The sequence below is a fragment of the Arthrobacter sp. ISL-5 genome, from assembly GCF_018613835.1.
Classification (GTDB): Bacteria; Actinomycetota; Actinomycetes; order Actinomycetales; family Micrococcaceae; genus Arthrobacter.
Map to the genome: position 1 here is coordinate 94,423 of NZ_JAGGPM010000025.1, position 23,139 is coordinate 117,561.

At 68.2% G+C, this 23,139-nt stretch carries 23 protein-coding genes; 12 read left to right on the forward strand and 11 right to left on the reverse strand.

Annotated elements, in window-relative coordinates; translation table 11 throughout:
- Window positions 1–101 precede the first annotated feature (101 nt).
- Window positions 102–407 carry a hypothetical protein gene (locus J7I89_RS13765; RefSeq protein ID WP_214971243.1) on the forward strand — a complete coding sequence of 102 codons (306 nt, stop codon included), beginning with the start codon at window positions 102–104 and terminating at the stop codon, window positions 405–407.
- Window positions 407–1,882 (forward strand): hypothetical protein, encoded by a 1,476-nt coding sequence (locus J7I89_RS13770; protein ID WP_214971246.1) that lies wholly within the window; start codon window positions 407–409, stop codon window positions 1,880–1,882. The genes J7I89_RS13765 and J7I89_RS13770 overlap by 1 nt, the downstream gene beginning before the upstream one ends.
- 127 nt (window positions 1,883–2,009) lie before the next feature.
- On the opposite strand, the gene J7I89_RS13775 is transcribed toward J7I89_RS13770, so the two are convergent.
- Window positions 2,010–2,438: a phage holin family protein gene (locus tag J7I89_RS13775; protein WP_214971249.1), complete on the reverse strand. Its 429-nt coding sequence runs from the start codon at window positions 2,436–2,438 to the stop codon at window positions 2,010–2,012.
- A gap of 61 nt (window positions 2,439–2,499) precedes the next feature.
- On the opposite strand from J7I89_RS13775, the gene hisC reads away from it, so the two are divergent.
- The 5 genes from hisC to J7I89_RS13800 all read left to right on the forward strand — a co-directional run bounded on the left by hisC (window position 2,500) and on the right by J7I89_RS13800 (window position 8,291).
- Window positions 2,500–3,618, forward strand: coding sequence for a histidinol-phosphate transaminase (gene hisC, locus J7I89_RS13780; RefSeq protein ID WP_214971252.1), 1,119 nt, complete (start codon window positions 2,500–2,502; stop codon window positions 3,616–3,618).
- A 148-nt stretch (window positions 3,619–3,766) separates the two neighbouring features.
- Complete coding sequence (pdhA, locus tag J7I89_RS13785) at window positions 3,767–4,999, forward strand: pyruvate dehydrogenase (acetyl-transferring) E1 component subunit alpha (protein WP_214971253.1); 1,233 nt, start codon at window positions 3,767–3,769, stop codon at window positions 4,997–4,999.
- Window positions 4,999–5,979: an alpha-ketoacid dehydrogenase subunit beta gene (locus tag J7I89_RS13790; protein ID WP_214971255.1), complete on the forward strand. Its 981-nt coding sequence runs from the start codon at window positions 4,999–5,001 to the stop codon at window positions 5,977–5,979. Before pdhA ends, J7I89_RS13790 begins: the two co-directional genes overlap by 1 nt.
- A gap of 83 nt (window positions 5,980–6,062) precedes the next feature.
- On the forward strand, window positions 6,063–7,586 hold the full coding sequence (locus J7I89_RS13795) for a 2-oxo acid dehydrogenase subunit E2 (protein WP_214971256.1): 1,524 nt from the start codon (window positions 6,063–6,065) through the stop codon (window positions 7,584–7,586).
- 96 nt (window positions 7,587–7,682) lie between these two features.
- On the forward strand, window positions 7,683–8,291 hold the full coding sequence (locus tag J7I89_RS13800) for a phosphatase PAP2 family protein (RefSeq protein WP_214971257.1): 609 nt from the start codon (window positions 7,683–7,685) through the stop codon (window positions 8,289–8,291).
- 18 nt (window positions 8,292–8,309) lie between these two features.
- On the opposite strand, the gene J7I89_RS13805 is transcribed toward J7I89_RS13800, so the two are convergent.
- From J7I89_RS13805 to J7I89_RS13815, 3 genes are all read right to left on the reverse strand, one after another.
- Window positions 8,310–8,648, reverse strand: coding sequence for a hypothetical protein (locus tag J7I89_RS13805; RefSeq protein ID WP_214971258.1), 339 nt, complete (start codon window positions 8,646–8,648; stop codon window positions 8,310–8,312).
- A gap of 199 nt (window positions 8,649–8,847) precedes the next feature.
- Window positions 8,848–9,279 carry a universal stress protein gene (locus tag J7I89_RS13810; protein ID WP_214971259.1) on the reverse strand — a complete coding sequence of 144 codons (432 nt, stop codon included), beginning with the start codon at window positions 9,277–9,279 and terminating at the stop codon, window positions 8,848–8,850.
- A 134-nt stretch (window positions 9,280–9,413) separates the two neighbouring features.
- Window positions 9,414–10,709: a PLP-dependent aminotransferase family protein gene (locus J7I89_RS13815; protein ID WP_214971261.1), complete on the reverse strand. Its 1,296-nt coding sequence runs from the start codon at window positions 10,707–10,709 to the stop codon at window positions 9,414–9,416.
- A gap of 112 nt (window positions 10,710–10,821) precedes the next feature.
- Between J7I89_RS13815 and J7I89_RS13820 the strand changes: the two genes are divergently transcribed.
- A complete protein-coding gene (locus tag J7I89_RS13820) occupies window positions 10,822–11,691 on the forward strand; it encodes an isocitrate lyase/phosphoenolpyruvate mutase family protein (protein WP_214971263.1) in 870 nt (289 codons plus the stop codon).
- 57 nt (window positions 11,692–11,748) lie between these two features.
- On the opposite strand, the gene J7I89_RS25240 is transcribed toward J7I89_RS13820, so the two are convergent.
- Together J7I89_RS25240 and J7I89_RS13830 are read right to left on the reverse strand one after the other, a co-directional pair.
- Window positions 11,749–12,612, reverse strand: a complete 864-nt coding sequence (locus tag J7I89_RS25240; RefSeq protein WP_251045312.1) for a GerMN domain-containing protein — start codon at window positions 12,610–12,612, stop codon at window positions 11,749–11,751.
- A 196-nt stretch (window positions 12,613–12,808) separates the two neighbouring features.
- On the reverse strand, window positions 12,809–13,375 hold the full coding sequence (locus J7I89_RS13830; RefSeq protein WP_214971266.1) for an NAD(P)H-dependent oxidoreductase: 567 nt from the start codon (window positions 13,373–13,375) through the stop codon (window positions 12,809–12,811).
- A 124-nt stretch (window positions 13,376–13,499) separates the two neighbouring features.
- Here J7I89_RS13830 and J7I89_RS13835 point away from each other — a divergent pair, with 124 nt between their 5' ends.
- Together J7I89_RS13835 and J7I89_RS13840 are read left to right on the forward strand one after the other, a co-directional pair.
- Complete coding sequence (locus J7I89_RS13835; RefSeq protein WP_214971269.1) at window positions 13,500–14,108, forward strand: TetR/AcrR family transcriptional regulator; 609 nt, start codon at window positions 13,500–13,502, stop codon at window positions 14,106–14,108.
- Between the two features lie 9 nt (window positions 14,109–14,117).
- Complete coding sequence (locus tag J7I89_RS13840; protein ID WP_214971272.1) at window positions 14,118–15,176, forward strand: Gfo/Idh/MocA family oxidoreductase; 1,059 nt, start codon at window positions 14,118–14,120, stop codon at window positions 15,174–15,176.
- Between the two features lie 94 nt (window positions 15,177–15,270).
- Here the strand turns inward: J7I89_RS13840 and ald are convergent, their stop codons facing one another.
- Window positions 15,271–16,389: an alanine dehydrogenase gene (ald, locus tag J7I89_RS13845; protein ID WP_214971275.1), complete on the reverse strand. Its 1,119-nt coding sequence runs from the start codon at window positions 16,387–16,389 to the stop codon at window positions 15,271–15,273.
- Window positions 16,390–16,621: 232 nt separating this feature from the next.
- Here ald and J7I89_RS13850 point away from each other — a divergent pair, with 232 nt between their 5' ends.
- On the forward strand, window positions 16,622–17,842 hold the full coding sequence (locus J7I89_RS13850; protein ID WP_214971278.1) for a helix-turn-helix domain-containing protein: 1,221 nt from the start codon (window positions 16,622–16,624) through the stop codon (window positions 17,840–17,842).
- A gap of 28 nt (window positions 17,843–17,870) precedes the next feature.
- Here J7I89_RS13850 and J7I89_RS13855 read toward each other — a convergent pair whose 3' ends face one another.
- From J7I89_RS13855 to J7I89_RS13865, 3 genes are all read right to left on the reverse strand, one after another.
- Window positions 17,871–19,223 (reverse strand): FAD-binding protein, encoded by a 1,353-nt coding sequence (locus J7I89_RS13855; RefSeq protein WP_214971281.1) that lies wholly within the window; start codon window positions 19,221–19,223, stop codon window positions 17,871–17,873.
- 132 nt (window positions 19,224–19,355) lie between these two features.
- Window positions 19,356–19,583: a hypothetical protein gene (locus J7I89_RS13860; protein ID WP_214971284.1), complete on the reverse strand. Its 228-nt coding sequence runs from the start codon at window positions 19,581–19,583 to the stop codon at window positions 19,356–19,358.
- Window positions 19,584–19,765: 182 nt separating this feature from the next.
- Entirely contained in the window at window positions 19,766–20,185 is a 420-nt protein-coding gene (locus J7I89_RS13865; protein WP_214971287.1) for a helix-turn-helix domain-containing protein, read from the reverse strand.
- Window positions 20,186–20,374: 189 nt separating this feature from the next.
- On the opposite strand from J7I89_RS13865, the gene J7I89_RS13870 reads away from it, so the two are divergent.
- Window positions 20,375–21,229: an alpha/beta fold hydrolase gene (locus J7I89_RS13870; protein ID WP_214971290.1), complete on the forward strand. Its 855-nt coding sequence runs from the start codon at window positions 20,375–20,377 to the stop codon at window positions 21,227–21,229.
- A gap of 116 nt (window positions 21,230–21,345) precedes the next feature.
- Here the strand turns inward: J7I89_RS13870 and ptsP are convergent, their stop codons facing one another.
- Window positions 21,346–23,031, reverse strand: a complete 1,686-nt coding sequence (gene ptsP, locus J7I89_RS13875) for a phosphoenolpyruvate--protein phosphotransferase (RefSeq protein ID WP_214971292.1) — start codon at window positions 23,029–23,031, stop codon at window positions 21,346–21,348.
- Window positions 23,032–23,139: the final 108 nt, after the last annotated feature.

Sequence of the window (23,139 nt, forward strand, 5' to 3'; positions counted from 1 at the left end):
GCAGGAGGGAACGGGCGGGTGCCCGGTCCGGCGGGTGCCCGGTCCGGCAGAAGCCTAGTGCGGCAGAAGCCCGGCGCGGCAGAAGAGGGAGGAGCATCCGGATGAGTGCCAGCATCACCGCGGCTGATGCCGCGGCGTGTTCGTCACGCAGCTTTGAAGTTCAGTTGCTGGCCGGGCGCCTGGAGGCGTGCACGGCACGGCTTGAGGAGGTGCTTTCACGGCTTACGCGGCTGCAGCTGTCAGACTGGCAGTCGCCGGCGGGCAGGGCATACCGGGAAACGGCAGGGCTGCAGGTCGCAGCCCTGCGCCGGGCCGGCGAGCAGATGGACTCGGCCGCTGCGTCCGTGCGAAGACACGCCAACAATGTGTCTCTGTCCTCCCCGCGGAATGCGGCAGGCGGGTTCTGATGGCCGAGCTAACGCCGCCGGGGAGCGGGGGACCGCTGCGGCCGGTTGAGCCGGCCTCGGACGGATTCCTTGCGGTGCGCGGCGGTGTAGGCGGAATCGCTTTCCAGCTGGAGGAGCTCGCAGCAGGAGCGATCGAGCTGGACGGCCTCGCCCGGGAACTGTCTTCTGTGGAGCTTGATGCCTATAAGGTCTGGACGGAGCTGGGCCCCTACCAGAACGATCCGCCGTCCAGCGGGCTGGAAACAGTCACGGCCGTCTGGGAAGGACGGCGTGCGGTCGCCGCCGTGCGCGAGGAACTGCAGGAGATCGCAAGCCAGGTTCAGGCCTGCCAGCGGGACTATGACGTTGCCGAACAGCGAAGCGTGGCAGGCCTCCGCTCCGGCGCCGATGCGCTCAGGCTCCTGCCGGCCCAATTGACGGATCTGCATCTCGGTGGTCTCGGCGACCCCTTCCGCGCGGACTTCAGCAGGCTGCTGAACCGGGACGGCATGGAGGAGTTGACGGGCAACTACCCGGTCATCCTTTGCCTATTGGGGGTGAATTCCCAGGCCATCCTCGGGGCTGTCACCATGGCGGCGGCCACCGGGATGAAGGGATCCGGCGTCCCCGACGTCATCCGCATGCTTGCCGGCGGCGTGATGCCGCAACTCAGGCCCCGCCCTGTCACAGCTACGGCAACTTCCGCTTCGGTGATCACCCTTGATGCCTCTCCTGCCGGCCTGCTGGCCAGGGCTAGGGCTGTGGACGAGGACGGCCGAGGCAAGATCGAGGTCATCAGGACGGAACACGGCGGTCGGGAGGCTTTCGTTGTCATCGTTCCCGGCACGCAGCCGGGTGACGCCGGCGGTCCGAACCCCTTCGACGAGCACGGCATCGCCGAAGGCCTGGGATACGGCTCTGCACACACGAGTGCCGCGATCCGGGAGGCACTGCGGCAGGCCGGCGCGGAGGCCGGTGCGCAGGTTGTGGCCGTTGGCTACAGCCAGGGCGGAATCCACGCCATGAACCTCAGCCAAGACAAGGCCTTCCTCGCGGACTACGACCTCAAGTACGTGCTGACGGCAGGATCGCCGGTGGGCGGCATCAATCCCGAGCCCGGGATCAGCAGCCTGCATCTGGAACATCGCCAGGACTGGGTTCCGGGAGCGGACGGGGCGCCTGGCTCGGATACCCGGGACCGCGTCACGGTCACACTCCAAAACCGGGTGCTGACGCCCATGGGGGAGGATCCCGGCCTGGGCCCCGGCCACAGGCTGACCAACTATGAAGCCGGGGCCCGGGCGGTCTCGGCCAGCGGCGACCCGTCCCTCGTGGCGTCCACGGCCGTGCTTGCGGGAGTCGTGGGGTCCGGCGGAGCGGCCACCGCCACGCGCTTCCAGCTGGTCCGCACTCCGAAGCCGCAGGAACCGGGGCGCCCCGACGTGGCTGCGCGCCCCGTCGAAAAGTCGGATATCCGGCCGCCGGGCGGCCGGTAGCTGGGTTCCGCGGCCGCGCTGTCCGGCGGCGGCTATTGGCGGCGGGCGGGCGTGCGGCGAGATACGCCGGGCCGGGGTGTGGCGCGGTACGCCGGGCGGGCGTGCGGCGAGATACGCCGGGCCGGGGTTACCGGTGGCGGGCCCCCGGAATCCTGTCGGCCACGAGGGAAATGATGGTGATGATGATGGCCGCCAACACGGCCGTCCAGAAGAAGGAGTCGATGGTGAAATGCACCGGCGTGTAGCTGCTGATCCAGGACGTCAGGTAGAGCATGGCTGCGTTGATCACAATCGTGAACAGCCCCAGCGTGAGGATGGTGATGGGGAGGGAGAGGAAACTGACCACGGGCCGCACGAAGGCGTTCACCACCCCGAAAATAAGGCCGATGAACAGGTAGGCCAGGATGACGCCGACCGCATCGGTTCCCTGGCTGACACCTGAGTTCGCCACCGCCTCGGTGGTGGCCGACGTCGAGATGTCCAGCCCGGGCAGAATCCAGCTGGCAACCCACAGCGCCAAGCCGTTGATGAGGACGCGCATGATGAAAGACCGCATGCGCCCATGCTGTCACATCGCGGGAGGGCATGGCCGGATGCCGCGAAGTAGGCTGGTTGGCATGACTTCATCAGAGACCACCGCGGGCAGCGTCAGGCCGAGACCGGTTGTTGACCGGCTGCCACGCTACGCCGCAGGCAAGCCGCCCGTCGCCGTCGACGGCCTGGCCAGCTACAAACTGTCGTCCAACGAAAACCCGCTGCCGCCGATTCCCGCCGTCGCCGAGGCCATCGCCGCCCAGACCGACTTCAACCGCTACCCGGACCCGCTGAGCACCAAGCTGCGGACCGCGCTCGCCGACTTCCTTGACGTGCCCGCCGAGGACATCGTGACCGGAGCGGGCAGCCTCGGGGCGCTCAACCAGCTCCTGACCACCTTTGCCGGCCAGAACGACGACGGTAAAGCCGACGAAGTGATCTACGCGTGGCGTTCCTTCGAGGCCTATCCCATCTGTGTTGGCCTGGCCGGGGCCGAGAGTGTCCGGATTCCGCTGACGCCGGACGGCCGCCACGATCTCGACGCCATGGCGGCCGCCGTGACCGTGCGCACCAAGGTGATCCTGCTGTGCACCCCGAACAATCCCACCGGCCCGATCATCACCGCCGAGGAAACGGAGCGGTTCATCAACGCTGTTCCCTCGGACGTCGTTGTGGTCATCGATGAGGCCTACCAGGAGTTCGTTCGGGCGGAAGACGCCGTGGACGGCATCCGGATGTACCGGAAATACTCGAACGTCGTGGTGCTCCGGACCTTCTCGAAGGCGCACGGCCTCGCCGGCCTCCGCGTGGGCTACAGCATTTCCCAGCCGGAACTCACGCAGTACCTGCGCGTGTCCGCCACGCCGTTCGCGGTGTCCCAGATCGCGGAGCAGGCCGCCGTGGTGTCACTCCAGAATTTTGACCAGGTTGTAGAAAGGGTACAAAGCCTGGTGGATGAGCGGGACCGCGTGACGGCCGGTCTTCGGGAACTGGGCTGGTTCGTTCCGGAGGCGCAGGGGAACTTTGTGTGGCTGAATCTGGGCGAGAACAGCACCGAGTTCGCCCAGCTGGCGGCGGAACGCGCCCTCTCCGTGCGTGCCTTCGGCAACGAGGGCGTCCGGGTCAGCATCGGCGAGGTGGAGGCCAACACCCGCTTCCTCGAGCTCTGTTCGATCTATACAAAACCCCCGCGGCGTTCCTAGCGGTTAACAAACGCGCCTCGGTGGTTACGCCGGATAAAGTAAGGAACAGTAAGCCAGAAATATATGCCGCAGCCGGAATGCATTCCGAATGAGGCATGTATCCCAGCGACATTGCAACGCATCCGGATGCGGCAAGCAAGGAGACGGTATGGGCGCCACACATCTGCCCTCCACCGAGTTCGACGGAACAGGATTGGACGACCAGCTCGAGGCGGAGGCCGAGGCTGTCCTTGGCGAGCCGGCGGCCGAGATGGTCCAGTTACTGGGCCCCGACGGGACTCTCGGCACGGACTCCGTGTTCTCCGAGTACGCCGAACGGCTGGATGCGGAGAAGCTTCGCGGCTTCTACGCCGACATGGCCGCCATCCGGCGCTTCGACCAGGAGGCCACGGCGCTCCAGCGCCAGGGCCAGCTGGCGCTCTGGGTTCCACTGACCGGCCAGGAAGCGGCGCAGATCGGCTCCGGCCGGGCCAGCCAGCCGCAGGATTACATCTTCCCGACATACCGTGAGCACGGCGTGGCCCTCACCCGGAATGTGGACCTGGCCGAACTCCTCCGGCAGTTCCGCGGCATCTCCAACGGCGGCTGGAACCCCAAGGACACGAACTTCCACCTGTACACGCTGGTTCTTGCTGCCCAGACGCCCCATGCCGTCGGCTATGCCATGGGGATCCAGCGCGACCAGCGGCTCGCGGAGGCCAACGGCCTGGCGGAGTCCGGAACGGCTGAACCGAAGGCCGCCGTCATGGTCTATTTCGGCGACGGCGCCAGCTCCGAGGGCGACGTCCATGAGTCCATGGTGTTTGCGTCCTCCTACAACGCGCCGGTGGTCTTCTTCTGCCAGAACAACCACTGGGCCATTTCCGTGCCCACCGCCGTGCAGACCCGCATTCCGCTATCCAACCGCGCCAAGGGCTACGGCTTCCCGGGCATCCGGGTGGACGGCAACGACGTCATCGCCGTGCACGCCGTCACCGAGTGGGCGCTCGAGCACGCGCGCCAGGGCAACGGCCCGGTGCTGATCGAGGCCTTCACCTACCGCGTCGGAGCGCACACGACCGCGGACGATCCCACGAAGTACCGCGAGTCCTCGGAAGAGGCGCTCTGGCGGGCCAAGGATCCGCTGGAGCGGCTGGAGAAATACCTCCGCACCGAGGGCATGGCCGACGACGCCTTCTTCGAGCAGGTGGCCGCGGACGGCAACGAACTCGCCGCCTACATCCGCAAATCCACCTACGAATCCGACACCCCGGACATCCGGACGGCGTTCGCCAACACGTACGTGGAGGCGCATCCGCTCGTGGCCGAGGAGCTGGCCTGGTTCGAGGAATACAGTGCGGGATTCGCCGGCGAGGACGCTGCAGAAGGGGCAGGCAACTGATGACCACCATGACCATCGCCAAGGCCATCAACGAAGGCCTGCGAGCAACCCTCAGCAACAACCCCAAGTCCCTGCTGATGGGCGAGGACATCGGACCGCTCGGCGGCGTCTACCGCGTCACCGACGGCCTGATCGCCGAATTCGGCGCAGACCGTGTGGTGGACACGCCGCTCGCTGAGTCCGGGATCGTCGGCACGGCGATCGGTCTGGCCCTGCGCGGCTACCTGCCCGTCTGTGAAATCCAGTTCGACGGCTTCGTCTTCCCGGGCTTCAACCAGATCACCACGCAGCTGGCCAAGATGCATTCCCGCAGCAACGGCAACCTGACCGTTCCCGTGGTCATCCGCATCCCCTACGGCGGAGGCATCGGCTCGATCGAGCACCACTCCGAATCGCCGGAGGCCCTGTTTGCGCACACCGCCGGGCTCCGCATCATCACCCCGTCCAATGCGCACGACGCCTACTGGATGATCCAGCAGGCCGTCGACTGCCAGGACCCGGTCATCGTCTTCGAGCCCAAGCGCCGCTACTGGCTCAAGGGCGAGGTGGACACCGAGGCTGCCGGCCTGGCCGAGGACCCGTTCAAAGCACACGTGGTCCGCGAAGGAACCGACGCCACCGCGGTGGTCTACGGCCCGCTGGTTCCCGTGGCCCTCGCGGCCGCCAACGCCGCCGCGGAAGACGGACGCAGCGTCGAAGTCATCGACCTCCGTTCCATCTCGCCGATCGACTTTGACACCATCGAAGCGTCGGTCAAGAAAACCGGCCGCCTGATCGTGGCCCATGAGGCCCCCACCTTCGGCGGCATCGGCGGCGAAATCGCAGCGCGGATCAGCGAACGGGCGTTCCATTCCCTGGAGGCCCCGGTCATCCGCGTGGGCGGTTTCCACATGCCGTACCCCGTGGCCAAGGTGGAAGAGGATTACCTGCCAGACATCGACCGCATTCTTGAGGCGCTGGACCGTACCTTCACGTACTGACGCCTGAGCCTTACTGTCGCCTTCGCCTACCGACGACTCCGTGCACTGACCGGACCGCCTGAGCTTTCGAACCCGAGGACACCATGACGCTTAACAAGTTCAACCTCCCCGATGTTGGCGAGGGCCTCACCGAGGCCGAGATCGTCTCCTGGAAGGTCAAGCCGGGCGACACCGTGGCCATCAACGATGTCCTCTGCGAAATCGAGACCGCGAAGTCCCTCGTGGAGCTGCCGTCACCGTTCGCCGGCACCGTCACGGAACTGCTGGTCCCGGAAGGGGTGACCGTCGACGTCGGGACCGCCATCATCAGCGTGTCCGATGCCGTCTCGGGCGACCCCACGCCCGCCGACGTGCCGGCGCCCACCCTGCAGACGGCGGCGCCTGCGGCACCGATGTACGGGAAGCTTGCGGCAGACGACCAGCCGGCTTCCGACGGCGGAGCTTCCGACGGCGGCCCGGCCGGCGGTCCGCTCGTGGGGTCCGGCCCCAAGGCCGACGCCGTCAAGCGCCGCCCGCGGAAGACGCGGACTGAGATTCCGGCGGACCCAATCCACGGTGCTCCGGAGATCGAGCCTGTCCAGCCCCGGTCGGCGGAAGCTGTGCTGGAGGCCCCGGTTCCAGCGGGCTCAACCAGCGGCGCGGTTCCGGCGGGTTCGGCCAGCGGCGCCGAAAAACCCACGCTCGGCGGCACCATCACTGGACTGGTGAACAAGGTCCTGGCCAAGCCGCCGGTGCGCAAGATCGCCCGGGACCTGGGCATTGACCTGGCCGACGTCGTCGCCACCGGCGCCCGGGGCGAGGTGACCCGGGAGGACTTGGTCAGCTACCAGGCGCAGCGGGACGCGGAGCTGGACAAGGCGGACACGTTCTGGGGCAAGTCGGGCCGCCCGCAGGACCAGCGGATCGAACGTATCCCGGTCAAGGGCGTCCGGAAGGCCACCGCGAAGGCCATGGTGGAATCGGCGTTCTCCGCGCCGCACGTCAGCATCTTCGTGGACGTGGACGCCAGCCGCACCATGGAGTTCGTCAAGCGGCTCAAGGCCTCCCGCGATTTCGAGGGCATCAAGGTTTCACCGCTGCTGATCCTCGCCAAGGCCGTCATCTGGGCCGCGGCCCGCAATCCCAGCGTGAACGCCACGTGGGTGGACGACCCGGAGGGCAGCGATGCCGCGGAAATCCACGTCAAGCACTTCATGAACCTGGGCATTGCCGCGGCGACGCCACGGGGCCTGATGGTGCCGAACATCAAGAACGCCCAGGACCTCTCGCTCAAGGAGCTGGCACTGGCGCTGAACGACCTCGCCACCACGGCCCGTGCCGGCAAGACCCAGCCGTCCCAGATGCAGGGCGGCACCCTGACCGTCACCAACATCGGGGCCCTCGGCATCGATACCGGCACCCCCATCATCAATCCCGGCGAAGTGGCCATCGTGGCCTTCGGCACCATCAAGCAGAAGCCGTGGGTCCTGGACGGCGAGGTCATTCCGCGCTGGATCACCACGCTCGGCGGCTCCTTCGACCACCGTGTTGTGGACGGCGACCTCTCCGCCCGCTTCATGGCCGACGTCGCCTCCATCCTTGAGGAGCCAGCCCTGCTGCTTGACTGATTCGGCCAGGGTCAGGTTCTGTGCCAAGGCGATGGCCAAGGCGAGGCCAGGGCTAAGCGAGCGGAAGGGCGGGACTGTGGGCAGGACGGGACCTTCATGAGCATCCGTGCCATGAACCTCGCGGCCAGGGTGATCACGGAGCTCTTTCAGCCAACTGTCACCGTGGCCTTACTCCTGCTGTTCAGCCCGGCCGTTGAACCGGGGTTCCCGGGCACGGCCTGGTTCGGTGCCGTGGCGGTGCTGTTTGTGTGCGTGCTGCCGCTGGCCGCCGTTGTACTGCTGGTCCGGCTGGGGAAGGTGACGGACCACCACGTCAGCGACCGCAGGCAGCGCGCCCCGGTGCTGGCCATGGCAACCGTGTCACTGCTGGCCGGATTATGCCTGTTGCTGGCCATCAACGCTCCGCGCAGCGTGATAGCGATGGTGCTGGCGACAGTGGGCGGAGTGGCGGTGCTTGCCGTCATCAGCCTCTACTGGAAAATCAGCGGGCATGCGGGGTCCATTGCCTTCGCCACGGCCGTCGCCGTCCTGATGCTGGGCGCCCCGTGGAGTCCGTTGCTGCTGCTGATCCCAGCTGTCTGCTGGTCCCGCGTGGTGCTCCGCGCGCATACTGTCGCCCAGGTGGTGGCCGGCGCGGTGGTTGGCGGCGGCGTCACCACGTTGCTGTGGTGGTTACTGCTGGAACTGACGGTCCGCCGAGCCTGACGCCGCCGGAGCTGAGCCTCAGTACGCGGCGTACGTGGTCATCAGCTGGGCCAGGACGGGATCGGAACTCATGCCCGCCAAGCCAAAGGCGGCGGCAATCATCGCGCCGGACACGGCGGCGACGGTGCCCGACACGGCGGCCAGGAACTTCCAGTCATCGCGCAGGACGCTCTGCACGGTGTCGGGCAGCCGCAGGTCCGGGGAGATGAGGTTCGGGGCGCTGTCCACGGAGCCGTCATCCAGCAGTGCGATGACACGGCCGGCCGAACGGTCCACGCGCATGGCGCTGATGTGGTTGCCGTGACGGGCAAGAAGGATGTCGTGACCCACGAGCTGGCGCCGCTGGAGTGTAAGCAAAGTGTTCCCCTGAAGTGGTAGATTCTCGGATGTCCGCTCCATCGGGGGCACCTCAAATTTTACCGTCGGGTTCGTCGCGGCCTGCCGCAAAACGGGGTGAGACTGCCCACCACAAGGGGTGACCCGCGTCAAGTCGTGGGCGGCTTCCCGCTGACACGGCTTGCTACAGCAGCGCCGCCCACTCGCGGATGCTGACCTTCTAGTCGGCGCCGTACGTGTTGGCGATGTAGACGTCGCAGGAGGCGCTGTGTGCAACGCTGTTTGCCACGCTGCCCAGGACGCGCCCCAGGCCGTGCATGCGCCGGTTTCCCACCACGATCATGCTGGCATCGAGCCGTTCCGCCTCTTTGACGATGGCCTCGGCCGGCTTGCCACGCGCCGAGGAGTAGGTGATCTTGAGGTCGCCGCCGGCCAGGTCTGTGGCGACATTCTTGGCTACCTTCTCGGCTTCGCCCGCATCCGAGACGATCCACCTGTCACTGCCGCTGCCGTAGACCTCGGTCCGGTCGGTGTCGAAGGCCGACACCACGTGCAGCCTTGCCCCGAGTGCCAGGGCAAGGTCCCTGGCTGCTTCCGCCGCCTTCCGGGCGGTCCCGCTCTTGTCCACGCCTACAACAATGATTCCGCCCATGCCCCTGCTCCTCTTCGTTCGCCGCCTCTGCGTGCGCAGTGCCTCATTGTCTCCTGCGTCTGCACCGGTGTCCGGCCGCCATTCTCAGGCTATCGCTCCTCTGAGGTGCGGCCCAGCCTTTGGGCCGGTGCGGCTCACGCCAGCGCGTCGATTGCCTCCCGCAGCACCGGCGCCAGGCGCCGCACGCCCTCGGCAATGGCCTCCGGCGGCACTGCGCTGAACGCCAGGCGGAGCTTGTTGGACGGCTCGTCCGAGTGGGTGAAAGCGGCGCCCGGGATGAAGACGACGCCTGCATCGATCGCTTTGCGCAGCAGCGGGTAGGTGTCCACGCCCGCGGGAAGCGTTACCCACACGAAGAATCCGCCTTCGGGCCGGGTCCAGGTGAGCCCCTCCGGCATGTACTTCTCCAGCGCGGCGAGCATGGCGTGGCAGCGCTCGGCATACAGGCCGCGGTACGTCTGGATCTGGCCCTTCCAGTCATAATCCCGGAGGTAGGCCGAGACCAGCATCTGGTTCAGGGTCGGCGGGCACAGCGTGACGGCCTCGGAGGCCAGGTAGTAGCGGCGCTGCAGGTGTGCCGGAACGAGTGCCCAGCCGATGCGCAGGCCGGGTGCGAAGATCTTGGAGAAGGACCCCATGTAGATGACATCGTCCGGGTTGGCGGCCCGCAGCGGTTCGAGGTGCTGCCCTTCAAACCTCAGCAGGCCGTAGGGGTTGTCTTCCAGGACAATGATGTTGGCCCTGCGGCAGATATCAACGATTTGCTGCCGGCGTTCCTTGGCCAGGGTGATGCCGGACGGGTTGTTGAAGTTGGGGATGGTATAGAGGAACTTGATGTTCTTTCCGGCGGTCTGGAGCGCAGCGATCCTGGCCTCAAGAAGCTCGGGCACCAGCCCGTCGTCGTCCATCATCACCGCCTCAACCTGCACCTGGTAAGCCTCGAAGGTGTTGAGGGCGCCCACGTAGGTGGGCTCCTCCACGAGGACGACGTCGCCGGGGTTGCAGAACACCTTGGTGGCCACGTCCTGGGCCGACTGCGAGCCAGCGGTGATCACCACGTTTTCCGGCTTGGCGTCGAGGATTCCTTCGGCGGCCATCACCTCGCAGATCTGGGTGCGGAGTTCTTCCGTGCCCTGGCCTCCGCCGTACTGGAGGGCCGTCAGGCCGTCTTCGGCGATGATCCTCGCGGCCGTCTGGGCGAGCTTTTCCAGGGGCAGGGACTGCAGGTAGGGGCTGCCGCCGGCGAGGGAGACGAGCCCCGGGCGCATGGAGATGTCGAAGACGTCCCGGACGGCCGACTGCTTGATGTTTGCTGCGCGCTCCGAGAAGAGTTCCTCGTGGCGGTGGGCGGACGTGGCCGCGCGTTCGATTGCGTCAATGGCTTCGGCCGGCAGGACGGCTGCCGCGGCATCAAGTGTTTCGTGGGTCACATTTCCTAGGATACAGCCAAAGGTTGTCGGGAAGGCAACAGTTGTTGACAACGAAACCCCCGGATCCCGGGCCGGGCTTTACCTCCGTTCGCCGAAGGCATGGAATGGAGCCATGACACCGCACCCTTCTGCCAGCGCCCAGTCAGCCAAGGCAGCCGCCTTCCATCAGCTCCACTCGGCCGCGGCGGCGCCGCTGGTGCTCGTGAACGTGTGGGACGCGGCGTCGGCAAAACTCGTGGAGGAGGCCGGGGCCACGGCCCTGGCGACGTCCAGTTCCGCCGTTTCCTGGAGCCTGGGATTTCCGGACGGCAACCATCTGCCCGTTGACCTTGCCGTGGCGGCCATCCGCCGGATCGCGGCGGCCACAGCCCTCCCTGTCACGGCGGACATCGAGACCGGATACGCCGGCTCCGACGGCGCCTTCGATGACGGCCTGCTCCGGCAGACCGTTACGGCCGTGCTGGAGGCCGGAGCCGTCGGCGTGAACCTCGAGGACTCCGGCGGGGATCCGCTCACGCCCGTGGCCGAACAGGCCCGCCGGATCGGCCTTGTCCGGGACGCGGCGGAAGACTTCGGGGTGGCACTTTTCATCAACGCCCGGACGGACACGTACCTGTCAGGCCGCTTTCCGGAATCGGCTTTCGAGGAAACCCTGCAGCGCGCCGCCGCCTACGTGGCCGCCGGGGCCGACGGAATATTCGTTCCCGGCGTCACCGACCTCCACGTTTTGCACGAGCTCGCGCGGAGAATCGCGGCGCCACTGAACGCGCTCGCCGGCGTCGGGGCCGCTTCCGTGGGGGAACTGCACGACGCCGGCGTGCGGCGTATCAGCATCGGCGGCAACACGGCGAAGGCGGCGTATGCGACGGTGTCCCGGGTGGCCGCCGAGGTGCTCGGCGACGGCAACTGGTCGGAACTGGCCGGCGCGCGCAGCCACGCCGAGATGGACGCCCTGTTTGCCCCGGGTGACGCCGACGAATGAGGCGCCCAGGAACGAGACGGGATTGGCCCGCGGGAGGCCCGCCCAAGCCGGCGGCGCCTAGCGCAGGCTGAGGACCTCGGCCAGCCTGACGCCGTTGACGTAGATCTCCGCCCGGGTGGCGCCCACTGCCGTGACGGCGGTTTGGGTGAGCTGCGCTTCAATACGCGGAATGTCGCAGACGCCGCCCGGCTGCACCGACCCGGACAGGTTGACCACCACGGTGGTGCCGTCGAGGTACCCGGAAACATACTGCAGCGTGGACGATGATAGGGCGTTATAGAGGCCGGACGGCGGCGGTGGGCCGGCCAACAGCCGGCTCATGGCGGCGTGTAGCGGCTCCCGGATGGAGGGATCGGCGTCGTGCACGGCAACCAGGCTGTCGTTGCAGCCGAAGCGCACACCCGACGTGCCGCCGTCGTCGAGGGCCACGTAGTAGACGGCGGTTCCGCCAGCCTGGCCGCCCGACCCGGCGCCGGGCCCTGTGGCCTTAGGTGCCGTGGCCTTGGGCGCCGCTGCCTCAGGCGCCGTGCCCGCGGGAGCATCCTGTGTGCCGGCGGACGGCAGACCCTGGATGGCCGGGCCGCCGGCGTCTGGCGGTGGGGCGGCCGGGTCCGGTGGCCCGGAGGCCTGCTCCGGCACGTCAGCGGCCGTGCCCGAACCGAAACCAGGCCCCGTGCCGGACGCGGCAGATCCGGACCCGAAGCCTTCGGCGGGACTTGCAGGCGCGCCACCGGCCTCCTCCGGCGGACTGGCCGGCGGGGCGGGGCGGGGCTGGGGAGCGGGGGCCGCGGCGCCGGCGTCCGCAGACCCTCCGGGGGCGGACGCCGGGCGCGGGGCGCAGGAGCCCAGCCACAACGGAAGTAGGAGGCAGAGGGCGGCAGCCGCCGCCCTGCGTGCCCTGCCGTCCTGGCTGGTCTTCATGACTGCACCGCACTTCCTGCCCCGGTACGTCCCGTATGTCAACGTTACGGCGGAGGACGCTGCCGCGGGTTTCAGTTCGGCCGCAGCTCAGTCACGGATTGGTTGCGCCCCCGGCAGCCCGTGGCAGCCCGCCGCTTAAACGGCACACGCCCCCGCAACGGTGAGGTTGCCGGGGGCGTGGGCGGAATTAGCTGGATCAGGCTGCTGCGGTGGCCTGCTCGGCGGATGCCAGGGAGTCGAAGATGCCCTTGATCTGCTCAACAACCTCGGCGTCGTCCTTCGGGTGGGTCTCGGCGAAGCGGACCATGGAACCGGGAACGGCGAGCTTGACGTCCTCCAGGACCTTCGCGCCGGCGATGCCTACCGCCTTGCGGGCCTCGTCCTGCGCCCAGACGCCGCCGAACTGGCCGAAGGCGGTGCCGACGACGGCGGTGGGCTTGCCGACGAGGGCGCCGGCGCCGAACGGGCGGGACAGCCAGTCGATGGCGTTCTTCAGCGAGGCGGGCATGGTGCCGTTGTGCTCCGGCGTGACCAGGAGCAGGGCGTCTGCCGCGTTGGCTGCGGCGCGGAGGGCGGCGGCGGCTTCGGGGACCTGGCCCTCGACGTCGATGTCCTCGTTGTAGAAGGGGATGTTGCCCAGGCTCTCGTGGATGACGATGTCAAGGTCCTCCGGGGCGTTCAGCTGGATGGCCTCGGCGAGCTTGCGGTTGGTGGAATCGGCGCGGAGGCTGCCGACCAGGGTGAGGACGGTGTTCTTGGACATTTGAACTCCTTGTGTCAGGCCGCGGAGGGTCCGCCGGCCGGCTGGGTGTCGAGGCGCTTAATGCCTTCACCGATACTAAACGGACTACGGTCCGGATAATATTCCCCGGTCTAGAATGTTTCTTGTGAGCCTCATCCCAATCCGCTCCGGGACACCCGGTTCCGGCCCGGAACGCAGCGATGCCGCCCGGAACCGGGAACTGCTGCTGTGCGCGGCCCGGCAGCTGATCGAGGAGTGCGGCGCCGACGCCCTCACCATGGACAAGCTGGCCGAGCGCGCGGGCGTGGGCAAGGGGACCGTTTTCCGCCGCTTCGGCAGCCGTGCCGGGCTCATGATGACGCTGCTCAGTGACTCCGAGGCCGAATTCCAGGGGCGTTTCATGTTCGGGCCCCCGCCGCTGGGCCCCGGGGCGCCGCCGCTGGAGCGGCTCATCGCCTTCGGTGCCGGGCGCATCGGGTACGTCCTGGAGTACGGGGACCTCGCCCGGGCCGCCGAGCATTCGGTGTACAACCGCTTCGAGGTTCCCGCCGCCGTGCTGTGGCACCGGCACATCGAGCATCTGCTGCGCGAAGCGGGGCTGGATGCGGACCCCTGGCTTATGGCGATGTCGCTCAGCGCGACCCTGGATCCGGAGCGGCTCCTGCATGCCGTCCGCGTGCAGGGCGTATCGCCGGAGCGGCTGGTGGAATCTTGGCGCCAGCTTGTTACGCGGGTGGTCCGGCCAGCGGAGTAGCGTTGCACCATGAGCACCGATGCCGCTTCCTCCCGTATCCGCACCGCAGTTGTGGGTTTTGGCCTTTCCGGCAGCGTCTTCCACGCGCCGCTGATCGCCGCTGACCAGAGCTATTCGCTGGACGTCATCGCGACATCCGACGCCGGACGCCAGGCCGCCGCCGTCGAGCGGTACCCCGGCGTGAAGACAGTGCCCGACGGCGATGCCGTCCTTGCGCTGGCGGCCGACCTTGACCTTGTGGTGCTGGGGACGCCTCCCGCCACGCACTACCCCCTGGCGAAGGCCGCCCTCGAGGCCGGGCTCGACGTCGTAGTCGACAAGCCGTTCGCCGTGACCAGCGCGCAGGGGCAGGAGCTGATCGGGCTGGCCGAACGGCTGGGCAGGGTCCTTACGGTGTTCCAGAACCGCCGCTGGGATGGGGACTTCCTGACCGTGAAGGCGCTGCTGGAGGGTGGCTCGCTGGGCCTGGTGATGCGGTTCGAATCGCGGTTTGAGCGGTGGTCGCCCGAGGTGTCCAAGGCCTGGAAGGCGGAGGCCACGGCGGCCGACGGCGGCGGGGTCCTCTTCGACCTCGGCACCCACCTGCTGGACCAGGCGCTGCTGCTCTTCGGGCCCGGCGCTGTGGTCCACGCGGAGCTCCTGGCGCGGCGGCCGGACGAAAAGGTGGACGACGACTGCTTCCTGGTGGTGCAGCACGAGTCCGGGGTGCAGAGCCACCTGTGGATGAACATGCTGTGCGCCCAGCAGGGTCCCCGCTACCGCGTGCTCGGATCCGAGGCCGGCTACACCAAGCACGGCGTCGACCCGCAGGAACCCTACATAGTTGCCGGTGGAGGCCCGCTGGACGAAGAGTACGGTGTGGAGGACCCTAAGTGGGCCGGACAGCTGGGCCGCGACGGCCACATCGACCGGCTGTCCACCGAGCGCGGCGCCTACCCGGAGTTCTACCGGATCCTCGCGGCCAAGATCTCCGACGGTGGCACGGCCTCGTCACTGCCGCTCCCGGTCGGCCCGGCCGGCCCTGTAGAGGTCCTGAAACTGATAGAGCAGGCCCGGACATTGGCGTAAGGCGGGCTTAAGCAGCAATCGACTGCTCCGCAACTGCCGTTCTGGGGGGCCAAAAGGGCGGTTGCGGAGCAGTCGATGCTAACTCCGGCGAGGGTTATGCGGAGACCAGCTCGTGCCAGTCCGCTACGAGGGGCAGGTTGTGCGCCTCGGAGACGGAGCGGTGTGCCACGTGGCCGGCGGCGATGTTCAGGCCGGCCGCGAGGGCGGGATCCTTCTCAAACGCAGCCTTCACGCCCAGGTTGGCCAGGGCCACTCCATAGCGCAGGGTGACGTTGGTCAGCGCGTAGGTGGACGTGTTCGGGACGGCACCCGGCATGTTGGCCACGCAGTAGAAGATGGTGTTGTGCACCTTGTACGTGGGTTCGTGGTGCGTGGTGGGGTGCGTGTCCTCGAAGCAGCCACCCTGGTCCACGGCGATGTCCACCAGCACGGAGCCGGGCTTCATGCGGGCCACGAGTTCGTTGGTGACCAGCTTGGGGGCCTTGGCGCCGGGAATCAGGACGGAACCGATGACGAGGTCCGCGTCCACCACGGACTTCTCGATCTCGTACTTGTTGGACGCGACGGTCTTCAGGCGGCCCTGGTACTGGGCGTCGAGCTCGCGCAGGCGGTTGATGTTGATGTCCAGGATGGTGACGTCGGCACCGAGGCCGATTGCCATGGCGGCGGCGTTGGTGCCCGCGACGCCGGCGCCGAGGACCACAACCTTGGCCGGGCGGACGCCGGGGACGCCGCCGAGGAGCACGCCTTTGCCGCCGGCAGGGGCCATCAGGGACGTGGCGCCGACCTGGACGGACAGCCGGCCGGCGACCTCGGACATCGGCGCGAGGAGCGGCAGGGTGCGGCCTTCCTGGACGGTTTCATAGGCGATGGCCGTGACGCCGGAGTTGATGAGTTCGCGGGTGAGCTCGGGCTCGGCGGCGAGGTGGAGGTAGGTGAAGAGGATCAGGCCCTTGCGGAAGCGGTGGTATTCGGCCTTGATGGGTTCCTTGACCTTCATCACCATGTCGGCGCGGGACCAGACTTCGTCCGGATCGGCGACGATCTCGGCGCCGGCGATGGCGTATTCCTCGTCGGTGATGCCGGAGCCCAAGCCTGCGCCGCGCTCGACCAGGACCGTGTGGCCGTAGGTGCGGAACTCGTGAACGCCGGCAGCCGTGATGGCGACGCGGAATTCGTTGTTCTTGATCTCTTTGGGGACACCGATGATCATTTTGGGCTCCATATTCGATGGCCATTGAGGCCGAAAGTTGCGGGGGAGGTGTGATTCCAGAATAGATCCGCCTGTGAGGCGCGCGACAGGAATGGTCCGCGGACCAGCGCGCGAAACGGCGTATTTCCGGGGATTTTTGCAATCAACGTTCGACGTTTGTCGAGGCGCGGGGCGTCAGGTGTCGCCTGCTGTCCGTTCGCCCGGCAGGCCCTCCGGGACGTAGTCTTGCAGCATGCATCAGCAGGACGTGGAACAGATCGTGGAGCGGGTGGCGCTGAAGCTGGGCCGCGGGTTATCGCTGGAAGACCTCGACGGGCTGCTCCTCGCCTACAGCTCAAACCAGTCGCACGCGGACAGGGTGCGGGTGAACTTCCTGCTCAGCAAGCGCGTGCCGCTGGACGTCAAGGCGTGGCAGCTCTCGCACGGGATCGCCACGGCGGTGCGTCCCGTCGTCGTTCCTGCCAACGAGGACCTGGGAATGCTGGGGCGCGTCTGCGTCCCACTGATGGTCCGCGGTTTCCGCGTGGGCTACCTCTGGGTGCAGCAGGACGCCGAAGAGCAAAGCGCGACGGCGATCCTCACCCAGCTGCCGGACGTCCGGAACGAGCTTGACCTGCTGTCCGGGCTTCTGCTGGACTCCAACACCGCCGAATCCGAGTTCCGGCGCGGCCGCGAACGTGAATTCCTGGCGGCCTGCGCCGGGGAAGCCAATGCCGTGGCGGCCGTGGCCGGCTGGAAGGAAGTGCAGGACCGCGGTCCCTGGCAGCTGGTGACTGTCCTAGACGCCGACGGCTGGTCCGCCGGACCCGACCCCATCGCCTCGACGCTCATCCACCGGGCAGCGGCGCTCCAGGCAACCATCGGTGTGGACGCCGCCCTCTTCAGTGCGGGGGCCGAAACGCACGCCGTGGTCCTGTTCCGGGAGTCCACCGGGCGCGCCAGCCATGCGCAGGTCCTGGTGCACTACCAGCTGGAACTCGCCAAGCGCTCCGGGCGTCCCGTGGAGCGCGTTATCCTGGGCATCAGCGAGGGGTTCACCCGGACCAAGTACCTGGCCGAGGCGTATCGCCAGTCCAAGGTGGCCGCCCAGGCCGCGGCGGTTGACCCGCAGCTGGGGGAGCTCGTTGATTGCCGGGCTGCGGGCGTGTACCAGCTGTTGGCATCCGCCGGCGGCGGGGCCGGTGTCTGGGGTGATGCGGGTTCTGTGAATTTCCGGATCCTCGAGGACCATGACCGGAACGGGGAACTGCTGCCGGTGCTGGAGCTGCTCTACGACAACGACGGCTCGGTCCAGGACGTCGCCGAAAAACTACACCTGCACCGCAGCAGCATCTACAACCGGTTGGGCCGGATCCGGCAACTGCTGGGCGTGGACCCGCTGAAGGGCATGGTCCGGCTGGAGCTGCACGGCGCGCTCAAAGCGCGGCGCTGGGCCGGGCGCCCGCGAATCTAGCCGGACACCCTGCTTTAGCCGGAAACCTTTAGCCGAAGACTTTGCGTTCCAGGAACTCGTTCCGGAACTTGCCCTCCGGGTCCATTCCCTCCGCCAGCTTGCGGAAGTCGGCAAAGCGCGGATAGAGCGGCGCCAGGGCCGCGGCGTCGGCCGTGAACAGCTTGGCCCAGTGCGGGCGCGCGCCCAGCGGGGCGAGTCCCTCTTCAATGAGCGGCAGCACCCTCTCCACCGCCTCCTGGTCCGGCTTCCAGGTGAAGTGCAGCCCCACGGAGGCCTGGCCGTACGCCGGGCTGAGCCAGAGGCGGTCATGGGCCACCGTCCTGATTTCGGCCACCTGCAGCAGCGGAGTCACCGCCTCCGACAGCCCGCGCATGATGCCGATGGCCGCCACGGCGTGTTCCCGCGGCACGAAATATTCGCTCTGCAACTCTTCGCCGCTGCTGGGGGTGAATGCCATGCGGAAGTGCGCCAGCCGCTCCGCCCAGGTGCCGGCGACGCCGAGCTGTTCGGTGCAGTTTTCCGCGGAAACGCCCGGCAGGGGGTGGCGCGCCGACGGAGCGGCGGTGCCGCCGAAGAACGTGCGGGACGCCGGGTCCGGGCCGCCTGCCCCGCCCGGGCTGTCAAAGAAGCCCGTTCGGACGGCGGCATGGGCGCCCGTGGAGGTTCCGCCGTCGGGAATCCTGCTTTTGAGCCAGGCCTGCGCAACGGTGCCGCCGCTCCAGTCAGTGAACAGACTGACGCTGTACGCGCTGGAGGTGACGGCGTCGAAGTTCGCCAGGACCGTGCCCCACGGCAGCTGTTCGAAGACGTCCTGGCGCACCTCAAAGTGCGGTTCGATGTCCAGGGTCACCCGCGTGACGATGCCCAGGGCGCCCAGGCCCACCACGGCGCCGTCGAATCCCGGGGAACTCCCGCGGCTCAGGGTGCGCACGGTGCCGTCCGCGCAGACGAGCTCCAGGGCCGCCACCGATGTGGCCAGGTTCCCGTTGGTGTCGCCCGATCCGTGGGTTGCGGTGGCGATGGCGCCGGCTACGGAAATGTGCGGCAGGGAAGCGAGGTTGGCGAGTGCGAACCCGTGCCGGCCCAGTTCCGCGGCGAGCGTTCCGTAGCGGGTTCCGCCGGAGACTGAGACGGTGAGGGCGGCGGCGTCGATGCTAATGTCCGGCTCCAGGTCCTCCAGGGAGATCAGGATGCCGGACGAGTCGGCGATGGAGTTGAACGAGTGCCGCGACCCTACGGCCCGCACCTTCGGCGCAGCGGACACCAGTGCCCGGACTACATCGACGGTGCGCGGGCGGTGGATGGCTGTGGCGCCGTAACGGTAGTTTCCGGCCCAGTTGAGTTCGCCAGTGCCGCCCAGTTGTGTCGTTGCAGTGCGCATGATCCCCCTTCATGCCGGAGGCGTTCCGGCAAAATATTACCGCTAACAATAGTTCCGGGGACCGCCGGATCCTGTCAATGCCGACGCTTCCGCCTTGGCAGCGCCGGCCGGGCCGGCGCTATGCCGCCCTGGTCAGGCGGCGTTCCCCTCCTGCCTGGGAATCTGGTCAGGGGTGCGGTCCAGCGGCCCGGGGTCCGTAATCTGCGGCTGCAGCTGGACCGGACCGGGGCTCTTGCTGCGGCGCCGCGAGAGCCAGCTTTCCGCCCACATGGAAACGGCCACGTAGGCCACGCAGCTGGATGTGAAGACGGCGGTGTTGTTCAGCCCCATGACGCTTCCGAGGACAGCAGTAACACCCATGGCGACGATACCCGCCACAATGTGCAATCCCCTGAATCTCACCACGAATAAAGAGTAACCCCGCCCGCAGGCCGGAAACCCTGCCTTCGCGGGATCGTTGCTTGATCCTTATCACGCCGTCATCCAGTGCCGGCGGCCTGTCATTTTGGCCTGCCGGTATTTACAAGCTGCCGCCTGCGGACTTACCGCCTGCGGTCTTCGCCGGAGGCGTCGCCGGCCGGTTCCGCAGCGGCCTGCTTCTTCTTCTGCCCCTCCAGCCACGCCATGATTGCGGCCAGCCGGATCCGCCGGTGCGTTCCCCGGTATTCCACCGGGATCTCGCCGCGGTCCGTCATGTTCCGGAGGTAGGTGTGGGAGATTCCGGCGAGCTCCGCAGCCTGGGATGTGGTGAGCATTTCCTCCACGCTGCTCACCGTCACGGCTTCGCCGCGGCCGAATCTAGCCAGGAGGTCGACGACGGCGTCCCTCGCCTGGGGCGGCAGCCGGTGGACGGTGCCGTCCACGAACACGGTGATGTCGTTGCCGCCGTCCAGCGCGCGCCGGAGGTTCAGTGCGTCCTCGGCCGGAAGGGCGGGGGTCACCCTGGGAGCTATCAGTGCCATGGCAGAAGCCTAGCGGCTGCGCTTCCCCGTGACCGGCCCTCCCCCCACGACCGGCCCTCCCCCGCACCACCGGCCCGGACCAAGGCCGGTCCTGCGGGGCTCGGCCGGTCATGCGGTGCGAGGCGGGTCATGCGGTGCGGGTCGGGCCCCACCCCTCCGGATCACGCCAAGGGCGGGTATGCTCGGCGGATGAAACTCGGTGGCGGAGCAGTTGTGACGGCGAACGGCCTGACGGGCCGTCTGTACGCCGCTGAAGCTGGTCCGGGCCAGGCGCACGGGCCGTCCAAGCACGGGACTCCCCAGCCCCGGACGCCCAAGAAAGACCGGCCGGTGTTTGTGCTGCTCCATGGAATCGGCGTCTCGCACCGCTACTTTGCCAGGCTGCACCTTGAACTGGCGCAGGGCAAGCAGGCGTCCGGGGCGGTGGTGTATTCCTTCGATCTGCCCGGCTTCGGCGGCACTCCCCGTCCCGGCCGCCAGGTGTCAGTGGGCGAATACGCCGCCTTCGTAGCTGCCGTGCTCGCGGAAGCGGGGGTGCGATCCTGCGTGGTGGTGGGCCATTCCATGGGGGCGCAGTTCGCGGTGGAACTGGCCCTCCAGCAGCCGGCCCTGGTGAGTGGCGTGGTGCTCATGGGTCCGGTGGTGGACCCATCCCGGAGGAGCGCCGCCTGGCACGCGCTCGGCCTGACCCGGGATGCACTGTTATGCGAAGCGCCCTCCACCAATGCCGTGGTGTTCACCGACTATTTCCGGACCGGGCTTCGGTGGTACGCCACGGAGCTGCCCGTGATGCTGGGCTTTCCGCTGGAAACGCGGGTGCGCGGCGTGGAACAGCCCGTGCTGGTGCTCCGCGGCGGCAGGGACCCCATTGCCCGCCGCCCGTGGTGTGAGTTCCTCGCAGCGCAGGCACCGCACGGCACGTTCGCCGAAGTGCCCGCCTGCGGACACGTGGTTCAGGACACGGCACCCTCATCCGTGGCACACGCCATTGCCCGCTGGGCCGGAGCAACCGCGGACGGCGTCCGCGGCAGCCTCCCGGGCTAACGGCCGGCAGCTGGGCTAGCGGCCGGCAGCTGGGCCGGCGCGCTTTAAACGCCGGAAGCGGGCACCCTGCAAGGCATGGCGCCCGCCTTTCCGCTCGGACTTCCCGTGTGGAAGCGTTACAGCCCCAGCTCCTCCAGGACAGGCAGCTTCTCCCGGACCCAGGCGCGGGCCTCGGTGGCGCTCGGTGCGGAGAGCGCCAGCTTGGCGAGCTCCTGCGCCTCGGCCAGCGTGACGGTCTTGAGCACTGCGGCTACGGCGGCCAACGAACGGGCGGTCATGGACAGCGTGGTGACGCCGAGCCCGGTCAGTACGACGGCGAGGGCCGGGTCCGCCGCGGCCTCACCGCAGACGCCCACGGGCTTGTTGTGGCCTTCGGTCGCCGAGCCTTCCACGGTCAGGCCGACAAGGCGCAGGACGGCCGGCTGCCACGGCGTGTTCAGGCCCGCCAGCGGGCCGAGCTGGCGGTCGGCGGCCATGGCGTACTGCGTGAGGTCGTTGGTGCCCAGGCTTGCGAAGGCGACCTCACGAAGGATGGTGTCGGCGGTCAGTGCCGCGGACGGGACCTCCACCATGACGCCCGGCGTCTTGATTCCTGCCTCGGCACACATGGTGGCGAACCGGGCGGCCTCCTCCGCCGTCGAAATCATGGGGGCCATCACCCACACGTCCGCTGCGGATTCCTTCTCGGCGCGGGCGATTGCCTCCAGCTGGCGCTCCAGGACGCCGGGCGTGGTGAAATCGGTGCGGTAGCCGCGGACGCCCAAGGCCGGGTTGGGCTCGGTGGAGTCGGTGAGGAAGGGGAGCGGCTTGTCGGCGCCGGCATCCAGGGTCCGGAGCACCACCTTCTTGCCGGGGAAGGCATCGAACACGCCCTTGTACGCGGCGGCCTGCTCATCGACGCTGGGTTCGGTGTCGCGCTCCAGGAAACAGAACTCGGTGCGGAAGAGGCCCACGCCCTGCGCTCCGAGCTTGGCTGCGGCTTCGGCATCCTTGGCGCCGCCCACGTTGGCAAGGAGCGGGACCAGGTGGCCGTCCGCCGTCGTGCCCGTCCCGCTGAACTCGGCGAGGAGGGAGGCTGTGGCCGCCCAAGCCTCCGCAGCGGCACGCAAAGAATCGTCCGGTTCGGCAGTGATAGCGCCCGCGGCGCCGTCAACGTAGACCTCGATGCCGTCCGGCAGCTCGTCCACACCCACGGCGGCGACCACGGCCGGCAGGCCCAGCGAGCGGGCGATGATGGCGGTGTGCGACTGCGGTCCGCCGCCGGCCGTCACCAGCGCCAGGACCTTGTTCGGGTCCAGGGTCGCGGTGTCGGCGGGTGCGAGGTCTTCCGCCACGAGGATGAAGGGGGTCTCGGAGGAGGGAATGCCGGGAGCGGGCACGCCGCGGAGCTCGGCCACGATGCGGGCCCGGACGTCCAGGATGTCGGTGGCGCGCTCCGCCATGTAGCCGCCCAGGTTGTGCAGCATCTCCGAAACCGAGGAGCCGGACTCCCAGATGGCGCGCTGGCCGGACATGCCGCGGGCAATGAGCTTGGCCGCACCCTTGATCAGCATGGTGTCCTTGGCCATCAGCGCCGTGGCTTCCAGGACGGCCTTGCCGTCACCGGTGGCGTGGCTGGCACGCGCCTTGAGGTCATCGTGGACGGCGCTCGCCGCTGCCTTCAGCGCCGCCGTCGCATCTTCGGGGGACGTGCCGGCCGCCAGCTGCTCGCCGACGGGAGGTTCGCTGATGGGCTTTGGCATCTGCCGGACGGTGCCGATGATGCGGCCGGGGCTGACGCCAACTCCTGTGAAGTTCTGCACTGAAGGTCCTCATTCTCTGCCGGTAGCCAGGCCCGCCGGTCTCTGCCCGGACAGTGGTCCGGGCGGTCCGAACAGCTACGTCCGATGGTTTTTTGCGGTGCCTGAAAA